General features: G+C 60.0%; 17 protein-coding genes. 16 read left to right on the top strand and 1 reads right to left on the bottom strand.

What is annotated here, in order from left to right:
* The first annotated feature begins 38 nt into the window (after positions 1-38).
* The gene (locus AC07TV_RS02850; RefSeq protein ID WP_494646888.1) at positions 39-1,790 is read left to right on the top strand and encodes a putative bifunctional diguanylate cyclase/phosphodiesterase; all 1,752 of its coding nucleotides are present in this window, start codon (positions 39-41) and stop codon (positions 1,788-1,790) included.
* Here AC07TV_RS02850 and AC07TV_RS02845 read toward each other — a convergent pair.
* On the bottom strand, positions 1,787-3,286 hold the full coding sequence (locus tag AC07TV_RS02845; protein ID WP_494646887.1) for a polyamine aminopropyltransferase: 1,500 nt from the start codon (positions 3,284-3,286) through the stop codon (positions 1,787-1,789). The genes AC07TV_RS02850 and AC07TV_RS02845 overlap by 4 nt on opposite strands.
* A 110-nt stretch (positions 3,287-3,396) precedes the next feature.
* Here AC07TV_RS02845 and AC07TV_RS02840 point away from each other — a divergent pair, with 110 nt between their 5' ends.
* The 15 genes from AC07TV_RS02840 to AC07TV_RS02770 all read left to right on the top strand — a co-directional run bounded on the left by AC07TV_RS02840 (position 3,397) and on the right by AC07TV_RS02770 (position 23,734).
* Positions 3,397-3,954, top strand: coding sequence for a YceI family protein (locus AC07TV_RS02840; protein WP_494646886.1), 558 nt, complete (start codon positions 3,397-3,399; stop codon positions 3,952-3,954).
* Positions 3,955-4,045: 91 nt separating this feature from the next.
* A complete protein-coding gene (gene ribBA / locus AC07TV_RS02835) occupies positions 4,046-5,155 on the top strand; it encodes a bifunctional 3,4-dihydroxy-2-butanone-4-phosphate synthase/GTP cyclohydrolase II (RefSeq protein WP_494646885.1) in 1,110 nt (369 codons plus the stop codon).
* 3 nt (positions 5,156-5,158) lie between these two features.
* Positions 5,159-5,632 (top strand): 6,7-dimethyl-8-ribityllumazine synthase, encoded by a 474-nt coding sequence (gene ribH, locus AC07TV_RS02830; RefSeq protein ID WP_494646884.1) that lies wholly within the window; start codon positions 5,159-5,161, stop codon positions 5,630-5,632.
* The gene (gene nusB, locus AC07TV_RS02825) at positions 5,629-6,117 is read left to right on the top strand and encodes a transcription antitermination factor NusB (RefSeq protein WP_494646883.1); all 489 of its coding nucleotides are present in this window, start codon (positions 5,629-5,631) and stop codon (positions 6,115-6,117) included. Before ribH ends, nusB begins: the two co-directional genes overlap by 4 nt.
* A 4-nt stretch (positions 6,118-6,121) precedes the next feature.
* Entirely contained in the window at positions 6,122-7,099 is a 978-nt protein-coding gene (gene thiL / locus AC07TV_RS02820) for a thiamine-phosphate kinase (protein ID WP_494646882.1), read from the top strand.
* A gap of 1 nt (position 7,100) precedes the next feature.
* Positions 7,101-7,568, top strand: a complete 468-nt coding sequence (locus AC07TV_RS02815; RefSeq protein WP_494647373.1) for a phosphatidylglycerophosphatase A family protein — start codon at positions 7,101-7,103, stop codon at positions 7,566-7,568.
* Positions 7,569-7,623: 55 nt separating this feature from the next.
* Positions 7,624-7,902, top strand: a complete 279-nt coding sequence (locus AC07TV_RS02810) for a type II toxin-antitoxin system HicA family toxin (protein ID WP_494646881.1) — start codon at positions 7,624-7,626, stop codon at positions 7,900-7,902.
* A 10-nt stretch (positions 7,903-7,912) separates the two neighbouring features.
* Positions 7,913-11,197: a PAS domain S-box protein gene (locus tag AC07TV_RS02805; protein WP_494646880.1), complete on the top strand. Its 3,285-nt coding sequence runs from the start codon at positions 7,913-7,915 to the stop codon at positions 11,195-11,197.
* Positions 11,198-11,291: 94 nt separating this feature from the next.
* Positions 11,292-14,213 carry an EAL domain-containing protein gene (locus tag AC07TV_RS02800; protein WP_494646879.1) on the top strand — a complete coding sequence of 974 codons (2,922 nt, stop codon included), beginning with the start codon at positions 11,292-11,294 and terminating at the stop codon, positions 14,211-14,213.
* 2 nt (positions 14,214-14,215) lie between these two features.
* Entirely contained in the window at positions 14,216-17,767 is a 3,552-nt protein-coding gene (locus AC07TV_RS02795) for a PAS domain S-box protein (protein ID WP_494646878.1), read from the top strand.
* Positions 17,764-19,080, top strand: coding sequence for a response regulator c-di-GMP phosphodiesterase, NosR family (nosR, locus tag AC07TV_RS02790; protein ID WP_494646877.1), 1,317 nt, complete (start codon positions 17,764-17,766; stop codon positions 19,078-19,080). Before AC07TV_RS02795 ends, nosR begins: the two co-directional genes overlap by 4 nt.
* Positions 19,077-19,643, top strand: a complete 567-nt coding sequence (locus AC07TV_RS02785) for a response regulator (RefSeq protein WP_494646876.1) — start codon at positions 19,077-19,079, stop codon at positions 19,641-19,643. The genes nosR and AC07TV_RS02785 overlap by 4 nt, the downstream gene beginning before the upstream one ends.
* Before the next feature lie 7 nt (positions 19,644-19,650).
* Complete coding sequence (locus tag AC07TV_RS02780; protein WP_494646875.1) at positions 19,651-20,298, top strand: GTP-binding protein; 648 nt, start codon at positions 19,651-19,653, stop codon at positions 20,296-20,298.
* Positions 20,295-21,497 carry a sensor histidine kinase gene (locus AC07TV_RS02775; protein ID WP_494646874.1) on the top strand — a complete coding sequence of 401 codons (1,203 nt, stop codon included), beginning with the start codon at positions 20,295-20,297 and terminating at the stop codon, positions 21,495-21,497. Before AC07TV_RS02780 ends, AC07TV_RS02775 begins: the two co-directional genes overlap by 4 nt.
* Positions 21,494-23,734, top strand: coding sequence for an ATPase, T2SS/T4P/T4SS family (locus AC07TV_RS02770; RefSeq protein WP_494646873.1), 2,241 nt, complete (start codon positions 21,494-21,496; stop codon positions 23,732-23,734). The genes AC07TV_RS02775 and AC07TV_RS02770 overlap by 4 nt, the downstream gene beginning before the upstream one ends.
* The last annotated feature ends 1 nt before the right edge of the window (position 23,735 follow it).

Genomic DNA, 23,735 nt, shown 5'->3' with positions numbered 1-23,735 from the left:
AAGATTAGAATAATCTCATATACAGTCTGAATGACTCTATGACCAGCGCCAACGCAGCAGCCAGCAGCCTGCCCCCGCCGGACAACGATCTCCTGTCCGGAAAGGTCTTTCTGTGTGCCTTCGAGCAGAGCAATGAAGGCATGCTGGTGACGGACGGGCAGAACCTGATTGTTGCGGTGAACAGCGCCCTGTGCCGGTTGAGCGGCTATTCGCCGGAGGAGTTGATCGGGCAGAATCCGCGGATTCTGTCTTCCGGCCGGGCTACTCCCGAATTTTATGCGGCGATGTGGCAAGCGCTGGAGACTCGGGATTACTGGGAGGGCGAGATCTGGAACAAGCAGAAGGATGGCGCCAACTATCCGCGCGCGCTGAAGATTTCGGTACTGCGCAACACCGATGGCAGCATCCGTAACTATGTCGCCAATTTCAGTGAAATTGACGCCAACCATGAAGTCGCCGACCGCCTGGCCTACTTGGCCTATCACGATCCGCTGACCAATCTGCCTAACCGGCTGGCCTTCGAGTCGCAGCTCGCGCAGTCGCTGCGCAGTTGCCAGCGGGAGAATCATCAGCTGGCCCTGATGCTGATTGACCTCGACAATTTCAAGAACATCAACGACACGCTGGGCCATCAAGTTGGCGACCAGTTGCTCCAGAATGTCGCCCTGCGCCTGCGTGAATGCGTGCGCGCCAGCGATCTCGTGGCACGCATCGGCGGCGACGAATTCGTCGTCGTCCTGCCCGACATCGAATCACCGCTGACCGCCGCCCGCGTCGCCAGCAAGATTCAGAGCAACCTGGCCGACAGTTACCGGATCGCCGATCACGTCCTGTACGCCACGCCGAGCATCGGCATCAGCCTCTATCCGATCGACGGTGGCGATCCCGGCACGCTGTTGCGCAACGCCGACACGGCGATGTACCACGCGAAAAGTGCCGGTCGCAACAATCACCAGTTCTACACCGCCCGGATGAACGAGGCAGCGGGCGAACGCCTGGCCATGGAAAATGAGCTGCGCCAGGCGATTGCCGCCATTTCGCCTACGCGCAGCGAGTTTTCGCTGCACTTCCAGCCGCAGATCGAAACAGTCAGCGGTCGCGTCCTTGGCGTCGAGGCCTTGCTGCGCTGGAACAATGCGAAATTCGGCCAGGTTTCACCGATGCGCTTCATCTGCATCGCTGAAGAAACCGGTTTGATCCAGCCGCTCGGCGACTGGGTGATCTGGGAAACCTGCCGGCAGATTCGCGTCATGAAACAGCAGGGCATCGACAGCATCCGCGTTGCCATCAACATTTCGGCCCAGCAGTTGCGCCATGAAAACCTGCTGCTTCTGGTCCGTGGCGCGCTGGCCTGCTACGACCTGTCCCCCGAGGACATCGAGCTCGAAGTGACCGAGAGCACGGCGATGGAAAACCCCGAAATGACCCTGTCCATCCTCGACCAGCTGGCCGCCATGGGCATCGTTCTGGCCATCGACGATTTCGGCACGGGCTACTCGTCACTGGCTTACCTCAAGCACCTGCCGATCAAGCGCCTCAAGCTCGACCGCTCTTTCGTCACGGATATCGAAACCGACGTCAACGACGCCGCCATTTGTACGGCAACGATTGCGCTGGGCCACAGCCTGGGTCTCGAGCTGGTCGCCGAGGGCGTCGAAACCGAGGCCCAGCGCGACTTTCTTGCCGGGCTCGGCTGCGACATCCTGCAAGGCTACCTGTTCAGTCGGCCGATGCCGTTTGACGACACGGTAGCCTACCTCAAGGCGCATCAGGCAACGCACGCCAGCTAGCGAATGACTTTGCGCCACTCGTCTTCGAAGGTGCGCACCAATACCTGATTGTTCAACTGATTGACCTCGGCCGGCAGGCGCGCCATGTCGGCCGGGAATTCGAACAGGCCGGGGAGGATTTCCGAAGTTAAAAATCGCGTTTTTTTCCGGTCGACCGTGGGAATGGTGAATTCCTGCCGGCCGGCGACGATGTAGCCCCATTCGCCGAAGGACGGGACCAGCGCGTGGTACGGCGCCGTCTTGAAACCGACACTTTCCAGCGTCGTCACGACGCACCAGTACGATTGCCGGGCGTAGAGCGGCGAGGTTGATTGGACGACGATCAGCCCACGGGCCGACAGGCGTTTTTCGAGCAGGCGGTAGAAGGCCGAGGTGTAGAGCTTGCCAAGCGCGTAATTGGCCGGATCGGGAAAATCGACGACAACGAAATCGAAATATTCGCGGCTTTCCTCCAGCCACTGCAGGGCGTCGGCGTTGACCACCGTTACCTTGGGCGAACTCAGCGCCCCTTCGTTGAGCGCAACGAGGGCCGGGGCCTTCGAGAACAGATTGGTCATCGCCGGGTCGAGATCGACCAGCGTTACTGATTCGACATTCGGGTACTTGAGGATTTCGCGTACCGCCAGCCCATCGCCGCCACCGAGCACCAGAACCCGCTTCGCCCCTGGCAGGCTGGCCAGACCGGGATGAACCAGCGCCTCGTGGTAGCGGTATTCGTCGTGCGATGAAAACTGCAGGTTGTTGTTGATGAACAGGCGCAGATCGTCGCGCCAGCGCGTAACGACAAGACGCTGGTAGGGCGTCGTTTCGGCGTGAATGATGTCGTCGGCGTAGAGGTGGGTTTCGGCGATGGTCGTCAGTTGCCCGGCCCCGGCAAAACCGGCGGCGAGCAGGCCGAAGACCGTCCAGCTCTGCACGGCAAGCCAACGCCGCGACGGCAGTTGGTCGCGGAACAGATGCAGCGCCCAGAGCGCCACGGCGACGTTGAGCACGCCAAACAACAGCCCCGTGCGCACCATGCCGATCTGCGGCGCCAACACCAGCGGAAAGAGAATGGAGACCGCCAGCGCGCCGAGATAATCGAAAGTGAGCACTTGCGACACGAGGTCCTTGAAGGCCAGTTCGCGCTTCAGGATACGCATGACCAACGGGATTTCGAGACCGACGAGCACGCCGACGCCGAACACCGCGAGGTAGAGCACCAGCTTGAACGGCCCGCCCAGCCAGGTGAAAACGAGGAACAGCCCGATCGCCGAAAAGCCGCCGAGCAGCCCGACCATCAGTTCGATCTGGATGAAACGCCCGATCAGGTCGCGTGTAATGTATTTCGACAACCACGAGCCGGCGCCCATGGCGAACAGGTAGGTACCGATCACCGTCGAGAACTGCGTCACCGAATCGCCGAGCAAGTAGGACGACAGGGCACCGGCGATCAGCTCGTAGGCCAGCCCGCAGGAGGCGATGACAAAGACGGAGAAGAGGAGGGCATGCCGCATGGGCAGCGATGCTACCGCGAAATCAATGGAACGGCTCAGCAGCGGCACGGTCTCAACGCCATCGTCATTTCAATTTTGGCCCTTTTTTCCAGTTGACCGTGGGAATCACCGTGAACCGCATCATCGTCCTCCTTTTTGCCGTACTCCTGGCCCCGGCCGATGCCGCCGAATACACCATCGACCCGGCACACACCTACGCCAGCTTCGAAGTCGACCACCTCGGCTTTTCGACGCAGCGCGGCCAGTTCAACCGCAGCAGCGGCGTCGTCGAATTCGATGCCGAGACGAAAACCGGCCGCATCGACATCAGCATCGAAACCGCCTCGCTCGACACCGGCTTTGAATTGCGCGACGACGTGCTGCGCGGCGACGACTGGTTCAAGGCTCAGGACTTCCCCTACATTTTCTTCCGTAGCCAGAAGCTGATTTTCACCGACGAAAAACTCAGCGCCGTCGACGGCGTCCTCGTCATGCTCGGCGAAAGCCGCCCGCTACGCCTCGAAGTCAGCCGCTTCAAATGCGGCCTCAATCTGGCCAGCCGCAAGCGCGGCTGCGGCGCCGATGCGGTCGGCGTGCTGCACCGCTCGGAATTCGGCCTGAACAACGGCATCCCCTTCATCGGCGACGAAGTCCGCCTGCGCGTCCAGGTCGAAGCCTATCTGCCCTGAATGTCGGCGCGGGATCAAGGCACTAAAGTCATGTGCTAACGGCCTGTTTCTGCGAAAATAGCACCCCCCTTTTGCTGTTCCCGGAACCCCAATGCCACCCCATCCCGCCATCGCCAGCACCGCCGAGATCGTCGCCGAACTCAAGGCCGGTCGCATGGTCATCCTGGTCGATGAAGAAGACCGCGAAAACGAGGGCGACCTCGTCATGGCCGCCGAACACATCACGCCCGAAGCGATCAATTTCATGGCCAAGTTCGGCCGTGGCCTGGTCTGCCTGACACTGACCGAAGCCCGCTGCAAGAAGCTCGGCCTCGTCCAGATGGCCAAGAACAACAAGACCCAGTACGGCACTGCCTTCACCGTCTCCATCGAAGCCGCCGAAGGCGTCACCACCGGCATCTCGGCCGCCGACCGGGCGCGCACCATCCAGGTCGCCGTCGCCAAGAACACGACCATCGACGACATCGTCCAGCCCGGCCACGTCTTCCCGATCACCGCCCGCGAAGGCGGCGTGCTGGTCCGCGCCGGCCACACCGAAGCCGGTTGCGATCTGGCCGGCATGGCCGGTCTCGAATCCTCCTCGGTGATCTGCGAAATCATGAACGACGACGGCACCATGGCCCGCCTGCCCGAGCTCATGGAGTTCGCCAAGGAACATGGCCTCAAGATCGGCACCATCGCCGACCTCATCCACTACCGCGCCGCCTCCGAAACCCTGGTCAAGCGCGTCACGAGCAAGACGATCAACACCGCCCACGGCGATTTCACGATGCACGCCTATGTCGATCAGGCGAGCGGCGCCACCCATCTGGCACTGGTCAAGGGCAGCATCCCGGCCGGCGACGAAACGCTGGTTCGCGTCCATGAGCCGCTCTCCGTGCTCGACTTCCTCGACCCGGCCAGCAAGCGCCAGTCGTTCTCGATCGAGGAAGCGCAAGCGGCCATGGCCAAGTTCGGCCACGGCGTCATCGTCCTCATGCACCGCCCGGAAGACGGCGAAGCCATCCTTTCGCGCCTGACCGGCACCGCTCCGAGCGGCCCGGTCAAGTGGGATCCGCGCACCTACGGCATCGGCGCCCAGATCCTCCGCGATGTCGGCGTTTCCAAGATGCGCCTGCTCTCCAGCCCGCGCAAGATGCCCTCCATGACCGGCTTTGGCCTCGAAGTCACCGGTTTCGTCACCACGCCCGCGGAGCTATAAACGATGTCCCGTTTCGACAACATCTTTGAATATGACAACAACCTCGACGGCGCCGGCCTCAAGGTCGGCATCGTCATGAGCCGTTTCAACCTGCCGGTCTGCGAAGCCCTGCTCTCGTCGTGCGTCACCGAACTGAAGCGTCTCGGCGTCGCCGATGCCGACATGACCATCGCCAACGTCCCCGGCGCGCTGGAAATCCCGCTCGTCCTGCAAACCATGGCACAGAGCGGCAGCTTCGACGCGCTGGTCGCGCTCGGCGCCGTCATCCGCGGCGACACCTATCACTTCGAAGTGGTTTCCAATGACGCCTGCCGCGCCATCATGGAAGTCCAGCTCGATACCGGCGTGCCCATCGCCAACGGCATCCTGACCTGTGACACCGACGAACAGGCCGAAATCCGCACCCAGCCGAAGGGCAGCGACTGCGCCCAGGCTGCCGTCGAAATGGCCAACCTCCAGAAAGCCCTGCTCCAATGACCACCTTCCTCAGCGACAGCGAACATCCCCACGACGTCAAGGCGCCGCCCAAGTCGGCCCGCCGCCGCGCCCGCGAATTCGTCCTGCAAGGTCTTTACCAGTGGCGCGTCGGCGGTGCCGACGAGGCCGCCATCGAAGCCTATGCCCCGGAGCAGGAAGGCTTTGCCAAGGCTGATCGCGAATTCTTTGTGGGCAGTCTGCGCGGCATCATCGGTCAGCGCGAAGCGCTGGTTTCGCAAGTCACCGCCCATCTTGACCGGCCGTTCAGCGAACTCTCGCCGATCGAAGCCTGCGTCCTGATGCTGGGCGCTTTCGAGATGAACCACCATCCCGAAACGCCCTACCGCGTCATCATCAACGAGGCCATCGAACTGGCCAAATCCTTCGGCGGCACCGACGGCCACAAGTACGTCAATGGCGTGCTCGACAAGATCGCCGCCGTCGTTCGTGCCGACGAGGTTGCGGCGCGCAAGCAGGGCAAGTAATTCAATGCCGGGCGAGTTTGACCTGATCAACAAGTATTTCGCCCGGCCCACTCCGTCGGCCGTCCTCGGCCCCGGCGACGACTGCGCTCTGATCGCACCGACGCCAGGCAAGCAACTGGCCGTCACCACCGACATGCTGGTCGCCGGCACCCATTTCCTGCCCGACACCAACCCCAGGAACCTCGGCTGGAAAGCGCTGGCCGTCAATATCTCGGACCTCGCCGCGATGGGCGCCCAGCCGCGCTGGGTAACGCTGGCCGGCGCCCTGCCGACGGTCAACGAGCCGTGGATAGCCGCCTTTGCCGAAGGCTTCTTTGCCTGCGCCGCTGAGTATGGTGTCGATGTGATTGGCGGCGACACCACCAAAGGTCCGCTCAACGTCTGCGTCACGGCCATCGGCGAAGTTGAACCGGGCCAAGCCCTGCGTCGTAATGGCGCCCAAGCCGGCGACCAGATCTGGGTTTCCGGCCGTCCCGGCCTGGCCAGCCTCGGCCTGGCCTACCTGCAGGACAAGGTCAAGCTGCCCGAGCCGTGGCCCCGCCTGTGCGTCAGCGCCCTTGAAAAGCCGCGTCCACGCGTCGCCCTCGGCCTCGCCCTAAATGGCATTGCCTCTTCCGCCATCGATGTTTCCGACGGCCTGCTCGCCGATCTCGGCCACATCGCCGAACGCTCTGGCTGCGCCGCCTCGGTAAAGCTCGTCCAGTTGCCGCATCTACCCAAGGGCGAGAGCTACGACGCCGACCTCCGGCGCATCGCTCTCGAATGCCAGCTGACCGGCGGCGACGACTACGAACTGTGCTTCACCGCGCCCGGCACGCAAAGCCTGGCCATCGCCAAAATTGCCGCGCAGCTCGAACTGCCGCTGTGGAACATCGGCGAGATGGTCGCCGGCCCGACCGGAGACGTGACCGTCCTCGACCCCGACGGCAAGCCCGTCGAATTCGGCAGCAAGGGATACGACCACTTTGGCCAAACCGCCTAGCATGCGCTTCCTGCTCGCCCACCCGGCGCATTTCTTCGCGCTGGGCTGCGGCAGCGGGCTGGCACCGAAGGCGCCGGGCACCTTCGGTACGCTGTTCGCATGGGCGATGTTCGCCCTGTTCCATCACCACTTTTCCGATTTTGGCCTGTTTTTCCTGTTGACCGTGGCATACCTCGGCGGCATCTGGTTCATCGATGTTACCGGCCGCGCCATCGGCGACCCCGACCACGGCAGCATCGTCTGGGATGAAATTGTGCCGTTCTGGCTGATCCTGCTCATGACGCCGCCCACTTTCCTCTGGCAACTGGCCGCCTTCGCGCTTTTCCGTTTTTTCGACATAACCAAGCCGCAGCCGGCCCGCTATTTTGACGAGCACGTCAAAAACGGCTTCGGCGTCATGGCCGACGACCTTGTCGCGGCCGGCTACACTTTGCTCTGCCTCGCCCTGCTCAAGATCGTTTTCGCCTGACGGCAAGATCGAGCAGGCATAGAATGGTGTAGTTCCTAACGCTTGGAGCTTCATCATGAGTCACAAGCATGCCCACCTGATGCGCAGCATCTTCCAGGACCCGCCCTCGGCCAACATTCACTGGCGCGAAATCGAATCGCTGCTTCACCACCTCGGCGCCGAAGTCGAACCGGCCAACGGCGCCCGCTTCAAGATCACCCTCAACAAGGTCGAAGCCTTCCTGCACCACCCGCACAACAGCAGCACCTGCAGCCGGATGGACATCAAGGCCATTCGCGAGATCCTCACCCATGCCGGGGTGACGCTGTCCAGCTACGAAGCAAGGGAGTCCTGACCCACCGCCAATGAGCACCCTGCCCCCACCATCGGCCGGCACCTCTGCATCCTCGGGATTGCGGCAGCGTGCCTATATCCTGCAGTGGCTGGCGCTGGCCGTCGGGCTTCTGTTGCTCGGCATGCAAATTACGGTCGACCAGATTCAGGCCCGCAACCATATCGAGACGACGGCCAGTAGCCGACTCGAAAATCACAGTCAGATCATCGTCGAGGAAATGGGGCGGCGACTGGGCTCGATCAGCGCGGTTATCGACAAGCTGGGCAACACCGTAGCCTTGCAACTTGCCGGCAAAGACGGGCTGGCCAATGTCACGCGCGAATTCGACACGCTGACACAGGCGCTGGAAAGCGTCCGAACCCTGGCCTTCTTCGATGCCAGCGGCACGATTCTGGTCAGCAACTCGAGCGAACTGATCGGCAGGAATTTCGCTCAGCTCGAGTATTTCAAGAGCGCCCAGAAACACCCGGACGTCGATGCGCTCTATGTGAGCGCCCCCTTGCTCACCGACCAGGGGGCTTACACAATAACCGTGGCGCGCATGGTCGCCGGGCCTCGTGGCGAGTTTGCCGGCATCATTGCGGCCACCATCGACAGCCACAGTATTGGCACCTTGCTCCATTCCATTCATGCCGGCAGCGAAACCACGCTGTCGTTGATCCACGGAAACGGCCAGATCCTGGTCCTCGTGCCCGAGCAAAACAAAGCAGATCCCGGGCTTTCAGTGAACATTGCGGGATCGTTCTTCAAGCGCCATATGACCAGCGGCCAGCCGACCAGCCTGATGAACGGGACCTCTTACGCGCTGGACAGAGCGCGCCTGATGTCGATGCGCACGCTGCAACCGGAAACCCTGCACATGACGGCGCCACTTGTCGTTGGTGCTGCGCGCGACCTCGCCGAGGTTCTCGCCCCGTGGCGGACACAGGCGACCACCCGGGCCATTCTCTTTTTTCTGGTAGCCATCGGTTCGGCGCTGATGCTGTTCCAGTACCAACGTCGGCAAAAGGCGTTTGATCACCAGATTCAGCAGAAAGAGGATGAGAGTCAACGCGCCTTGCTAACCTTTCAGAGCTTCATTGACCACATCCCCGGAACGGCATACTTGAAGGATGCCGACTCGCGGACTCTGATGGCCAACCGGGGATTCCAGACCTTGCTCGGCATCGATCCGGCCGGCATGATCGGCAAGACCAGCCCGGAACTTTTCCCCGGCGAATTCGGCCAGAAAATCGTCGACGACGACCGGAAAGTGCTGGAAACAGGCACCACCATCGTCGTCGAAGAAAGTTTCAAAGGCCGGGACTATGAATCGACCAAGTTCGCTGTCGAAGACGGAAGAGGCAATCGGCTGCTCGGCGGCATGACGATGGATGTCACGCCACGCAAGCAATCGGAGCGCAAACTTAAAGCCCAGTTGAAACAGCTGCGCGACCTTAACCAGCAGCTGGCAACCGCCGAAGAAGGCTTGCGCCGCCTGTCCACCGCCGTCGAGCAGAGCCCGGCAAGCATCGTCATCACCGACTTAAATGCCAAAATAATCTTCGTAAACGAGGCGTTCACCCAGGCCAGCGGCTATACGGCAGAGGAGGCCATTGGCCAGAATCCGAACATTCTCCAATCCGGAGAGACCGCCCCCGAAATCTATCGTGAAATGTGGCCAACCTTGCTCGCCGGCAAGGTCTGGCGTGGCGAATTCGTCAATCAGCGCAAGGACGGTTCGCACTATCTCGAACTGGCCACCATATCACCCGTGCGCGACAAAAACGGACTGGTCACCCACTACGTCGCCGCCAAGGAGGACATTACCGAGCGGCGGCAAAACGAGGCCGAACTGCACGCCCACCGCCTGCATCTCGAAAAGCTGGTCGGACAGCGCACCAGCGAGCTGGCCGCAGCGAAGGAAAAAGCCGACTCGGCCAATCGCGCCAAATCCGAATTTCTGGCCAACATGAGCCACGAAATCCGCACACCGATGAATGCGATCATTGGCCTCAATTACCTGCTCAGACAAAGTCCCCTGCAGCCGGACCAGCTTGAAAAGCTGATCAAGGTTTCGGCCGCGGCCGAGCATCTGCTGCAAATCATCAATGACATTCTGGATCTGTCGAAAATCGAGGCTGGCAAGGTGATGCTGGAAAGCCACGCTTTTTCGCCCGCCGAAATCCTGCAAAACATTGCATCAATGATCCGCGACCGTGCCGCCAGCAAAGGATTGAATCTCCACATCGATACCGGGAACCTGCCGGAACGCGCCGTCGGCGACGTCACCCGTCTGCGCCAGGTACTGCTCAATTTCGCGGGAAACGCGATCAAGTTTACGGAAAGAGGTTCGATTTCGATCAGTGGCGAACTGCTCGCCACCGACGGCAAAAAAATAACCTGCTGCTTCAGCGTCAGCGATACCGGCATCGGCATCCGCCAGGAAGACACGGCGCGCCTGTTCAATGCCTTCGAGCAACTCGACAGCTCGACTACCCGACGCTTTGGCGGAACCGGGTTGGGTCTGGCCATTGCCCGCCATCTCGCCGAACTGATGGGCGGCGAAGTCGGCGTCGAAAGCACGCAGGGTGTCGGCAGTCGTTTCTGGATTACTGCCCGCCTCGACACTGCAGAAGACGAATCGGAGAGCGCACCGGAAAACTGGCAGCAAGGGCAACTGAAAGGGCGCGTCCTGGTCGTCGAGGACGAACGAATCAACCGAGATATCGCGGCTGAACTGCTAACCAGCGTCGGGCTTGAAGTGGTCACCGCAGAAAATGGCTTGCTTGCGGTCGACCGCTATAAAGAATCGAATTTCGATCTGATACTGATGGATGTCCAGATGCCGGAACTCAACGGGCTCGATGCCACCCGGCGAATTCGCACCCTGACAAACGGGGCTGCAGTCCCCATCATCGCCCTGACAGCAAATGCCTTTAACGCAGACAGGGAACGCTGCATTGACGCGGGCATGACCGATTTTCTCGCCAAACCGGTCTATCCCGATGCCCTCTATGTCCTGCTGGCAAAATATTTGCCGACAACGGATCCCGCCCGACAAACCACGAACCAGGGCAATCGGGATGAAATCGAAGAAAAAGCCACGACTCGCGCGCTACGGCAACGAATCGATGCGCTGGCCGAGTTACTGGGCACGGGAGACATTGAAGCGACTCGGCTGTTCAATCAACTGAAGACAGATCTGAAACGTCTTTGCCCGGCAGAATGCGAGCAACTGCACCAGCAAATCGCTATTTTCAACTTTGATGCGGCAACGGCGTTGCTTGAAACAATAAAAAGGCAGATGGCCTGAAATTATTTTTTCTGAGGGCGCGGTTTGCCTTGTCTGAGCGCGCCGGGCGAGCGAGACTAGCATCCATGAATGAAATGCGTAGGGAGCGTGAGGCATGACAGATCAGGACAACAAGACTCAGGGGCCAGGCCGCCCCATTGTGTTGATCGTCGATGACGTACCTGACAACCTCTGCACCATTTCAGAAATGATCAGCGATCTCGGCGTTGACGTACGGGTCGCCAACAGCGGCCCGGTCGCCATTCGTTACGCCAGGCTCGCCCCCCAGCCCGACCTCATCCTGCTCGATGTCATGATGCCCGGAATGGACGGCCACGCCGTACTCAAGGCCCTGCGCGCCGACGGCGAAACGAACCAGATCCCGGTGATATTCGTCACCGCCCTCGACGACCCTGACAGCGAGGAACGCGGCATTCAGGAAGGCGCAGTCGACTACATAACCAAACCGATCAATCCCGCGGTCCTCGGCATAAGGGTCAAGGCCCAGCTTGAACTGAAGCGGGCCCGCGATATCGTTGCCGGGCAAAAGGCCTGGCTGGAGCAGGAAGTCGCCCGGCGCGTGGCCGAAAACGTTCAGCTCGACACTCGCTTGCAGATCGCCCTGGCCACCTCCGGTTTCGGAATATGGGAGCATGATCACGAACGCGGGACCAGCCAGTGGAGTCCCAGCCTGTCGCGGATTCTTGGCCTGAACGAAGGGCCGGCAACAATCAGCGCCAGTATTGAACTGGTCCACCCGGAAGACCGCAGTGCCGTTCTGGAACGGATGGAGGCCGGGACCGATAAGGGTGACGAAATTCATGTGGACGAACTTCGCATGCGCCATGCCGACGGTCATTGGGTATGGATGGAAGCACGGGGACGAATACTGCGCCGCGACGCTCAGGGAAAACCGCTTCTGACTCTGGGAACCATGGCCGACATCAGCCGGCGCAAGGCCGCCGAAAGCGAACATCGCCTGTCCTCAGTCGTCTTTACCGGCATCAGCGACGGCGTCTGCATTACCGACGCCAACGCTGACATTTTGCTCACCAATCAGGCGTTTTCGAAGGTAACCGGCTATGACGCCAGCGAAGCGCTGGGCAAGAACCCCCGGTTGCTCCGTTCCGGTGTGCATAGCCCGGCGTTCTATCGCGACATGTGGGAAGCCATCAGCCGGCACGGCAACTGGCAGGGCGAGATTACCAACCGGCGCAAGGATGGCGAACTGGTCACCGAATGGCTGAATATTTCGGCCGTACATGACAAGAACGGGCGTCTGACAAATTACGTCGGCGTCTTCAGCGATCTTTCTGAACGTCATGCGGCAGCCGAGCGCATTCAATATCTTTCCAGTTTCGACCCACTGACCAATCTGCCCAACCGCAGCCTGTTTGCCGATCGCCTCGGGCAGGCCCTGATCAGCGCTCACCGCTTCAATCGGGAGACGGCCGTCATCCTGCTCGACCTTGACCGCTTCCGGTTCATCAATGACACGCTTGGTCCGCCGATTGGCGACGGGATATTGGTCGAGGTAGCGCGCCGGCTCAATTTGCAGGTACGCGATGGCGATACTGTCGGCCGCCGCTCCGGTAACGAATTTGGCTTCGTGATGGCCAACCTGAGCCACGAACGGGACACCATAGCGCTCGCCCAGCGCATGCTCGATGCCATTGCCGTTCCGTTCGAAGTGGGCGAGCACGCCATCAGCGTCAGCGCCTGCATCGGCGTCAGCGTGGCGCCCAGAAATGGCAACGATGTAGACGCGCTGATCAAGTCCGCTGACGCAGCACTGCTCCGCGCCAAAAAGAGTGGGCAAAATACCTTCCGTTTCTATTCCCCGGAAATGGATGCCGATGCCGCCCGTCGACTCGGGCTCGAGGCAGCCCTGCGTTCGGCGCTGCAGCGCAACGAACTGACAGTTTATTACCAACCACAGATCAGCCTCGACAGCGGCAACATGATCGGCATGGAAGCCTTGCTGCGCTGGCGCCATCCGGAATTCGGCTCGGTCTCCCCGGCCGAGTTCATTCCGATTGCCGAAGAAACAGGGCTTATCCTGCCTATCGGCGAATGGGTCTTGCGCACCGCCTGTCTGCAAGCCAGGCAATGGCTCGACCTTGGCATCGCCAATCTGCGCATCGCGGTCAACCTCTCCTCACGTCAGTTTCGCCAGACCAACCTGCCCAGCCTGGTCAGCCAGTGCCTGGGTGAAACCGGCCTGCCTGCCAGCGCACTGGAGCTGGAGATCACCGAGAGCGCACTGATCGATGATATCGACGAAGCCATCGCCCAATGTCGGGCCCTCAAGGCACTGGGCATCAAGATATCCCTTGATGATTTCGGCACTGGTTACTCCTCGCTGTCGTACATCTCGCGGCTACCTTTCGACAAGATCAAGATCGACCAGAGCTTTGTCCGCGATATAACCGAAAACCCGGTCAATGCGGCGATCGCCACTGCCGCCATCGTCATGGCCCGCAGCCTCAACCTGAGCGTTCTGGCCGAGGGTGTCGAAACCGAAGCGCAAGCCAGCTTCCTGCGTAGCCGGCGCTGCGACTCGATGCAGGGTTACCTGTTCAGCCGGCCGCTACCGGCAGTCGAGTTCGAGCAACTGCTGGCCGGCCGAAAGAGCCTTCAACTCGCCGATACGCCACGGGAAAAGGCACATACGCTACTGATTGTCGACGATGAACCGAACATCCTGACCTCGCTGTCGCGCCTGCTGCGCCGGGAAGGCTTCAACATCCTGACAGCCCAGTCGCCGGCGGAGGCTTTCGAGCATCTGGCCAAGCATCCGGTACAAGTCATCCTCTCCGACCAGCGCATGCCGGACATGTCAGGAACCGAGTTCTTCGCCCGGGTCCGCCAACTTTATCCGGACACCATACGCATCGTACTGACTGGCTACACCGACATCGAATCGGTCACCGGGGCTATCAATCGCGGCGCCATCTACAAATTCCTGACCAAGCCCTGGGACGACGACCTGCTCCGTGAGCAGATTCGCGAAGCCTTCCGGATAGCCAAAGGCTGACCATGCGTCTTAGTCAGCAGGCCCTTTTTCTCAGGCGGTTCCTGCCGGTCGTTCTGGTCGTCGTCATCGGCACCTGGTTCTATGGCCACGGCAAAACAGGGGAACAACTCGCCGCACTAAAAAATCAGGAAGTGCTCAGCGTGGGGCTCGGCAGCGCATCGCTGCTCCGCCATATACAGTCGATTGTCGGCGACCTGCATTTCATTGCTGATCACTTAGCAGTACAGAAGTTGGCCCGCAATCCTGACTCGCCTGAGATTGGGCAGGTCGAAACAATGTTCATGAGCCTGGCAAAGGCAAAAAAGGTCTACGACCAGGTTCGCTGGATTGATGCAGGCGGCCAGGAAATTGTCCGTGCCGACCTGCGCGATGGCCAGCCAATACTCGTGCCGCGAAAAGAGCTCCAGCACAAGGGAGACCGTTATTACTTCACCGAAGCGATGCAACAGGACGCCGGGCACATCTACCTTTCCCCTCTCGATCTGAATATCGAGAACGGAAACATCGAAGTACCGTACAAGCCCATGCTACGCCTTGCTCTACCCATATCAGACCAGCAGGGGGCCAAGCGAGGCATAGTCATCATCAACTATCTGGGCCAGGCCATGCTCGATCGCTTTGTTATAGACAGTAGCGCAGAAGCCCATCTTGCGTTGGTCGATAGCGCCGGATACTGGCTGCACTCCCCCGACCCTGCCGACGAATGGGGATTCATGTTCAAGGATGCAAGGCGCAATCTGGGTAGCCGCTTTCCGGCCAGTTGGGCGCGCATGAAGGATTACCAAGGGCAGTTTTTGGACAAAAATGGATTGTGGACCTATCAAAGCGTCTATCCACAACTGTCCGGAATGCTGTCAGGCCCTCAGATTGCCTCAGGCGCCAAGGCTGAATATCGATGGCTGGTTGTCTCCCACCTGAGTCACGATGAGCTCACTGCATTGACAGAAGACGGGATGCCGATGCACTGGTTTTTTTCCGGCGCCCTGCTCTTCATCTCGGGATTGGGTATCCATTCCATGCTGAGAACCAGGTTGCGGGAACATGAAAGCCAAGAGCGCTTCCGCGCCATTTTCGACTATGCAATGGTTGGAATTGCAACGATCTCACCTGAGAAAACCTGGCTTTCAGTCAATCCCGCGCTGTGCCGTATTCTCGGATATGAGGCCAAAGAGTTGATGCAGACGGACTGGCAGGCTTTGAGTCACCCGGACGACATGGAAACGGACGCCAGAAAGATGGATTCAGTCTTGCGCGGAAACTCCGATGGCTACTCAATGGAAAAGCGTTTTATCAACAAGGATGGCTCCATTGTTCACGCCACGATTTCAGCGCGCGCGATTCGGAAGGCCAACGGAAAAGTTGATTTTTTTGTTGCCATCGTCGAAGACATAAGCAACTGGGTTCTGGCCGAAAATGAATGGAGTTCGTCAGTCAAGACGCTGCAGCGTTTTATCGACCACCTGCCCGGAAGCGCTTACATCAAGGCCGCTGACTCTCGCATTCTTCTCGCCAACAAAGGCTTTCAGGACCAGTTCGGCATCAATCCGGAAGATATGCTGGGCCGCCCCTCGCTCGAGGTTTTTCCTGGCGAATTCGGACAAAAAGTCGTCGCTGACGAAGCGCGCATTCTGGCCACCGGCATCACGGAACGCATTCAGGACGAATGGAACGGACGATTCCTGGAAAGCACCAAGTTCGCCATTCCCCGCGAAGATGGCAGTGCAGACCTGGGTGGCATCACGATCGATATTACAGAGCGTCGAGTCACAGAGCTCAGGCTTTCCCAACAGGCCCGCCGTTCTGTGATTTTGTTGGAGTTGCCGAAAATAGCCGAGGAGCTTTCCGAAAAAGCATTCATGCAATATGCCCTGGAACGGGCAGAGGAATTGACGCAGAGCGTGATTGGCTTCATGCACTTCGTCAATATCGATGGCGTGACCATCGAACTGGTTGCCTGGTCGACCAGCACCCTGAAAGACTACTGCACGGCAGCCTTCGACAACCACTACCCAATTTCCGAAGCAGGTATCTGGGCCGATGCGGCACGGCAAAAACAGCCCATCATCATCAATGACTACGCCAGCGCGCAGAATAAACATGGGCTCCCCTCCGGCCACTCAGCTCTGATTCGCCTGCTCAGCATTCCGGTCATGGAGGAGGGGGAGGTCCGGATGGTGACAGGGGTCGGTAACAAAACCAGCGATTACACCGAATTCGACGTTGAAACTGTACAACTGATCGGCAGCGAAACGTGGCGTATCGTACGTCGACAACGTACCGAGAAGGCACTACGTCTTGCCACGCAGGTGGTAAATGCGAGTCCGGTCGTTTGTTTTCGGGCTTGCTGCACCGAAGGCTGGCCGCTGGTCTTCATTTCGGACAATGTGCGGCAATGGGGCTACACCGCCAATCAGCTGATTGCGGCGCAGCCACCGGTGTTTGATGTCATTCACCCTGATGACCTGCCGCTCATGCAGAACGAGACAACCCGTTACTCCACCGAGGGCACCTCTCGCTTCGCTCAGGAATATCGTCTGGTCACAGCCGACGGTCAGGTGGTCTGGGTGCTTGGTCGCACCACGGTTCGTCACGACGCGGACGGCCGGCCCGAGTTTTACGACGGGGTGCTGACCGATATAACTGAACGAAAAGCCCAACAATTGCTGATGGACGAAGCCCTCGCCCAGCAGAAAAAACTCAACAAACGACTGGAAGAGGCCAACAACCAGCTGATGCAGTCGGAAAAAATGGCATCCATCGGGCAACTGGCGGCGGGGGTCGCCCACGAACTGAACAACCCGATCGGTTTTGTTCATTCCAATCTGGGCACACTGGATGGCTACGTACACGACCTGATGGACATCATCACTGCCTACGAAGCCCTGCTCGGCCAGGAGGGTGAAGCAAATCCGCATGCAGAAGAAATCAGGCGTTTGATGGAACAGCGCGATTTTGTCTTTCTCAAAGAGGACATATTCAGTCTTCTCGCCGAGTCAAAGGATGGCTTGGGGCGTGTCCGCAAGATCGTGCAGGACCTCAAGAACTTCTCGCGTGTCGGCGAACAGGAATGGCAGGAGGCCGACCTGCATCAAGGCATTGACTCGACGCTGAACATCGTTTGGAACGAGTTGAAGTACAAGGCCAAAGTGGTCAAGGAATATGGCCAAATCCCGCATGTGTTCTGCCTCATTTCCCAACTCAATCAGGTCTTCATGAACCTGCTGGTCAATGCCGGTCACGCCATTGAAAGGCAGGGCACCATTACGATTCGCACCAGCCTTCATGGCAACGACAAGGTGTGCGTTGAAATCAGCGATACTGGCAAGGGAATCGCACCGGAGCACATCAACCGGATTTTCGAGCCGTTCTTTACGACCAAGCCGGTGGGCAAGGGGACCGGCCTAGGGCTTTCGCTGTCGTACGGAATTATCAAACGACATGGCGGCCTGATCGAGGTTGAGAGCACCGAGGGACAAGGCACCACTTTCCGTCTTCTGCTGCCAATCAATCCGAGGCAGATCACTGAAACAAAAGATTCGGAGACTTCATCATGAGCGAGGAAATCGCCCAACCCACCCTGCTCTTCGTCGATGACGAGCCGGGCATTCTTTCCGCACTGCGCCGCCTGTTTCGGCCGCACGGCTACCGCATATTCATTGCCGAAGGCGGTGCTGCCGGGCTGGAAATTCTTGAGAGGGAAGAAATCGACCTGGTCATCTCGGACATGCGCATGCCCGAGATGGATGGGGCGACCTTCCTCAAGGAGGTTCGCAATCGCTGGCCCAATGTCATGCGCATCCTGCTCACCGGCTACGCCGACATTACCTCGACGGTTGCCGCGATCAATCAGGGCGAAATTTATCGCTACATTTCGAAGCCGTGGGACGACAACGAAATCGTCACCATTGTTGCCGAAGCGATCGAGCACCAGAATCTGAAACGGGAAAACCAGCGTCTGACATCGCTGACCCAGGCGCAGAATGAGCAGCTGAAAGAACTCAATGCCAGCCTCGAGCAAAAGGTCGCCGAGCGCACCGCCGAGTTGCGCCAGGCCCTGAGCTTTGTCGAGCAAACGCACAGTGAATTGAAAAAGGCGTTTCTGACCAGCGTCCAGGTCTTTGCCGGGCTGATCGAACTGCGTAGCGGCCCGGCTGGCAGCCAGATTTCGGGCCACGGCCGGCGAGTTGCCGAACATGCGCGCAGTGTGGCCCAACGTCTCGGTCTCTCCGATGTCGAGATCCAGAACATCATGCTGGCCGGACTGCTTCACGACATCGGCAAACTCGGCCTGCCCGACGAACTGCTTGGCAAGCCGTTCAATACGCTGACCGCTGAAAAACGGGCTTTGGTCATGAAACACCCGGTCATTGGCCAGAACATCCTGATGGGCATCGACAAGTTCAAGGATGCCGCCATCCTCGTTCGCCATCACCACGAAAGCTATGACGGCAGCGGCTACCCGGACCATCTGGCGGGAATTGCCATTCCGCAAGGCAGCCGCATCATTCACGTAGTCAATGAATATGATTCGCTGATCATCGGCACGCTGGCCCAGCGTCCGCTGAAGCCTGTCGAAGCGCTCAATTTTCTGATCGAGAACCGCGGCAAGCGCTACGACCCGGCAGCCGTTGACGCTTTCGCTGCGCTACTCGCCGAAACAGTCAAAAGCGGCTTCACGGAAACCCCTCTGCGTACCATGCATCTGAAATCCGGCATGGTACTGAGCCGCGACCTCATGCATCGCGATGGGTATCTGCTGCTCGCCAAGGGGACCGCGCTGACTGCAGAAATCATCGGTCAGCTAACCAGGATGGAACATTCGGAACAGCAAATGCTGACGCTCTATATTCGCCAGGAGGAAAAATGAGCCGCATCCTGATCGTCGATGACGAGGACTCCATTCTCAAAGCCCTCAAGCGCGTCTTGCGTCTGGCGCCATGTGCATACGGCAACAAGAGCTACACGCTGGATGTGATCGATTTCAATTCACCGTTGGCCGCTCTCGAAGCGGTGCGGAATGAAGAGTTTGACCTGCTCATGAGCGACTACCGCATGCCGGGCATGGATGGCATCGAGTTCCTCAAGGCGGCCAAGGCCATCCAGCCCGATGCGGCCCGCCTGATTCTCTCCGGCTATGCCGATCTCAACGCCCTGGTTCGCGCCGTCAACGAAGTCGGCATCGACCGCTTCATCGGCAAGCCGTGGAACGACTACGACCTGATGTCGGCCATCGGCCAGGCACTGGCTCACCGCGACCTGATGCTGGAAAACCGCCAACTGGCCAATTTGGTTCGTCTTGAAATGGGCGACATCACGCCGGAACAGGTCGAAGCCGAACGACTGGAACGCATCGAACCCGGCATCACCGAAGTCAACTGGGGCCCGGATGGCTCCGTCGTGCTCGATCCCGAATTCCAGAGCAAGGACTGACGGCGCCATGCCCGAAAGCGATGCCCGGCACCTGACTTTCAAACTGGTCTATTACGGCCCGGCGCAGAGCGGCAAGACGACCAACCTGCTGCGCCTGCATGACCTGCTCGCCCCGGAACTGAAGGGCGAGGTGATGACCATGGAGACCAAGGACGACCGCACGCTTTTCTTCGACCTGCTGCCGCTCGGATTTCGGGCACCGTCGGGGCTGCTCATCAAGTTCCGGTTGTTCACCGTGCCTGGACAAGTGGCCCATGACGGCACGCGCAAGGCCGTATTGTCGCGCGCCGATGGCGTGGTTTTCGTGGCCGATGCCGACCGCGCCCAGGAAACCAACAACGGCGAATCCTTCCAGAGCCTGGCCGCCAACTGTGCCCGCGTCGGCCTCGATTTTGAACACCTGCCGATGGTCGTCCAGTTCAACAAGTGCGACCTGCCAAGCGCCGTCCCCGAGGCCGAAATCCGCGAACGCTGGTCGGCGGCGCCCTGGCCACTGGTCTTCGCCATCGCCCTGACCGGGCAAGGCGTCGAAACGAGCTTTGAATTGCTCATTCGCACGGTCTACCGGAATTTTTGCCAAAAATTGAAATTGCAGTCCGAACACGGCCTCAGCGAAGACGCCTTCGTAGCCGGCACTCTGGGGGAAAACCCGTGAGTCTGGGCTTTGACCGCGAGTGGCGGCTCGATGAATTGCTCGATGCCGCCAGCCAGGAAAAAATCGGCCCGGCACTCAGCGCATTGCTCGGCGGCAATTTCGCCCTGACCGACGACACCGGCAAAACGCTTTGGGGGCAGCCCTCGCCCGAGGCGCGCCGCGAGGCGCTGATCCTTGAACTCGAACCAATCGGCTACCTGCTCAGCAGCAGCGCCTCGCCGGCCGCGCTGAGCGCCGCTCGCCAGCTCATGCTGAGCCTCCTTCGCGCCGAGGTCCGCTTCAAGATGGCGTCGACCCTGCACCTCGAATCGGTGGCCGAAGACTTCGAATCGCTCAAGCGCGAACACGCCCGCCTGAGCGAATCCGAGGCGCGCTACAAAGCACTCTCGGGCGAACTGGAAGCTCGCGTCAAGAAACAGGTCGGCGAACTCGAAGAGCGCCAGCAGATGCTCTACGAAGCGGAAAAACTCGCCTCGGTCGGCCAACTGGCGGCCGGCATGGCGCACGAGATCAACAACCCGCTTGGCTTCGTGCGCAGCAACCTCTCGACCTTCGAGAAGTACCTCGCCAAATTTGCCGAACTGAAAACGCACCCGGGTTCGCTTGCCGAGGGCTGGCAAGCGCTGGATCTCGACTTCACTCTCGAAGACGGCATTGACCTGCTTCACGACAGTGCCAAGGGGATGGAGCGCATAGCCCGCATCGTGGCTGATTTGAAGGCATTTTCGAACGTCGACCGCGCCAGCGAAGAATATGCCGACCTCAACAATTGCCTGCACGAGGCGGTCAGCATGGTCGAAGCGAAAATGCCGCCCGGCATCCATTTCCGTTTCGATTTACTCCCCTTGCCCAGCATTGTCTGCCTGCCCGGACATATCAATCAGCTGTTCTTCAACGTCATCCGCAATGCCGTACTGGCCATCGCCGACAGCGGCCGGCCAGGAGAGGTCAAGATCTCGTCCGAAGCCGACGAGGCAGGCATCCACATCCGTATCCACGACACCGGAGTCGGCATGACCGCGGAACAGATCGAACACGCCTTCGAGCCGTTCTACACGACGCGGCCGGTCGGCTCCGGCGTCGGACTCGGCCTGGCAACTGCCCGCAACGTCGTCCAGGCGCACAGCGGACGCATCAGCCTCGACAGCCAGCCCGACGTGGGAACCACCGTCAGCCTGTTCTTCCCGACACCGCCATGACCGATTATTCCGCGCTATTTACCGGCAAGACCGCCAGCCCGCAAGCCCCGGCGACGCACCTGACACCGCCGCGTTACCGCCTGCTCTTTGTCGATGACGAGCCCGGCATCGTCAAGGCGCTCAGTCGTGTTTTCCATCAGGAAAACTACGAAGTCATCACCGCCTGGAGCGCCAAGGAAGGGCTGGAAAAGTTCGCCACCGGCCCCATCCACCTCGTCATCAGCGATTTCATGATGCCCGGCATGAACGGCGCGCAGTTCCTGCAGGAAGTCAAAAAACGCTCGCCCGACACTATCCGCATCATGCTCACCGGGCATGCCAACACCGATGCCGTGATGGGCGCGATCAACGAAGGCGCCGTTTACAAATTCATCCTCAAACCGTGGAATGACGATGATCTGCGGGTGACCGTAGCACTCGCCCTCGAACAGTTCGACCTGATCAGCCGCAACAAGAGTCTGCGTGCGGAAAACGACCTCAAATCGAAGGAAATCTCGGCGCTGTCGAGGCTCGCCGCCACCCACCGTAGCCGGCTGGGCATCATGCTGCACAAGAAGAACCTGCTGACCGATAGCCAGTTGCAGGAACTGACCCTGCAGCAGGAGCGGCGCAAGGAGCCGCTGATCACCCTGCTCCTCGAAAACGACTGGGTGCCGGAACGACGCATCCGCGAGCTACTGAAGACCGACATGATGATCGAGGAAGTCCAGTTGCCGGAATTCCGTGTCGATACCGCCCTGACCGATCTGATCCCGCGCAGCTTCTGCCTTCGCCAGTGCGTTGTGCCGCTCAAGCTCGACGGTCGGCGCCTGATGCTGGCCATGGCCGACCCGCTGGACGAGGGGCTGATCGATGAAGTCCGCTTCACTGCCGGCCTCGATATCAATGCGGTGACGGCCGACGTCGCAGCGATCCGCAAGAAAGTCGATGAAGTCTATGGCGGCGGCGAAGTCGACTTCAAGGAACTGGAAACGCTGGTCAGTTCAGCCGACCCCTACGAAGGCATCGAAATCGTCATCGAGGAAGAAGATGCCGCCAAGCTCGAAGACCTGCTGCGCGACACCGAGGCGCCGCCGGCCATCCGGCTGGCCAACGCCATCATTCTCGAAGCCATCCGCCTCGGCGCTTCCGACATCCACATCCAGCCACGCACCAACAGCGTGGTCGTGCGCTACCGGATCGACGGCGTGCTCGCCGACAAGATCCATATCCCGCACCACCTGCATCAATCGCTCGTCTCGCGCCTGAAAATCATGTCGGAACTCGACATTTCCGAACGGCGTCGCCCCCAGGATGGTCGCATTACTGTCAAGACGCCGATGCGCATGGTCGATCTGCGCATTTCCACACTACCGACGATCAATGGCGAAAAAATCGTCATGCGCATCCTTGACCGGAACTCGACAGTCCACACCATCGAGAAACTTGGTTTTTCAAGCGGCGACCTGCGTCGCGTCACCGACATGGTGGCCAAGCCGCAGGGCATCATCCTTGCCACCGGCCCGACTGGCAGCGGCAAGACAACGACGCTCTATTCGCTGCTCCAGCACGATGCAACGCCTGACAAAAACTACGTCACCATCGAGGACCCGGTCGAGTACTACCTCGACATGGCCGGCCAGGTACTGATTCGCGAAAAGATCGGGCTGACCTTTCCAGCCGTCCTGCGCGCCCTGCTCCGGCAAGATCCGGATGTCATCCTGCTCGGAGAAATCCGTGATTTCGACACCGCCGAGGTCGCCTTCCACGCGGCACTGACCGGGCATCTCGTCTACTCGACGCTGCACACCAACTCGGCTGTCGCCACCATCGCCCGGCTGTTCGATCTCGGACTCAAACCCTATGTGGTCGCCACCGCCCTCGAAGGCATCATCGCCCAGCGCCTGGTGCGCAGCGTCTGCCCGGACTGCAGCCAGCCTGCCGCACCTGACCCGTTCGTCATATCTCGCCTGGGCAGTGCCTTTGCCGAGATCACCGAAATCCGACGGGGCCAGGGCTGCACTACCTGCCACGGCAGCGGTTACAAGGGTCGCCTCGGCATTTACGAAATTCTGACCCTTGATGACCAGTTGCGGGACTGCATAGGCAGCGGGGCTAGCGTGCTGGAAATAAGCCGTCAGGCCCGGCAAAGGGGCCTGCGCAGCATCATCCATCACGCCGCTGAGCGTGTTCAGGCCGGTGCCACCACGCCGGATGAGATTCTTCGGGTACTCGGCCCGGTGACAGGAGAAAATTGAG

Source organism: Azonexus sp. GW821-FHT04F04 (assembly GCF_059420025.1).
Note: the sequence above shows the minus strand (reverse complement) of the source record. Positions and strands in the feature narration are given on the sequence as shown.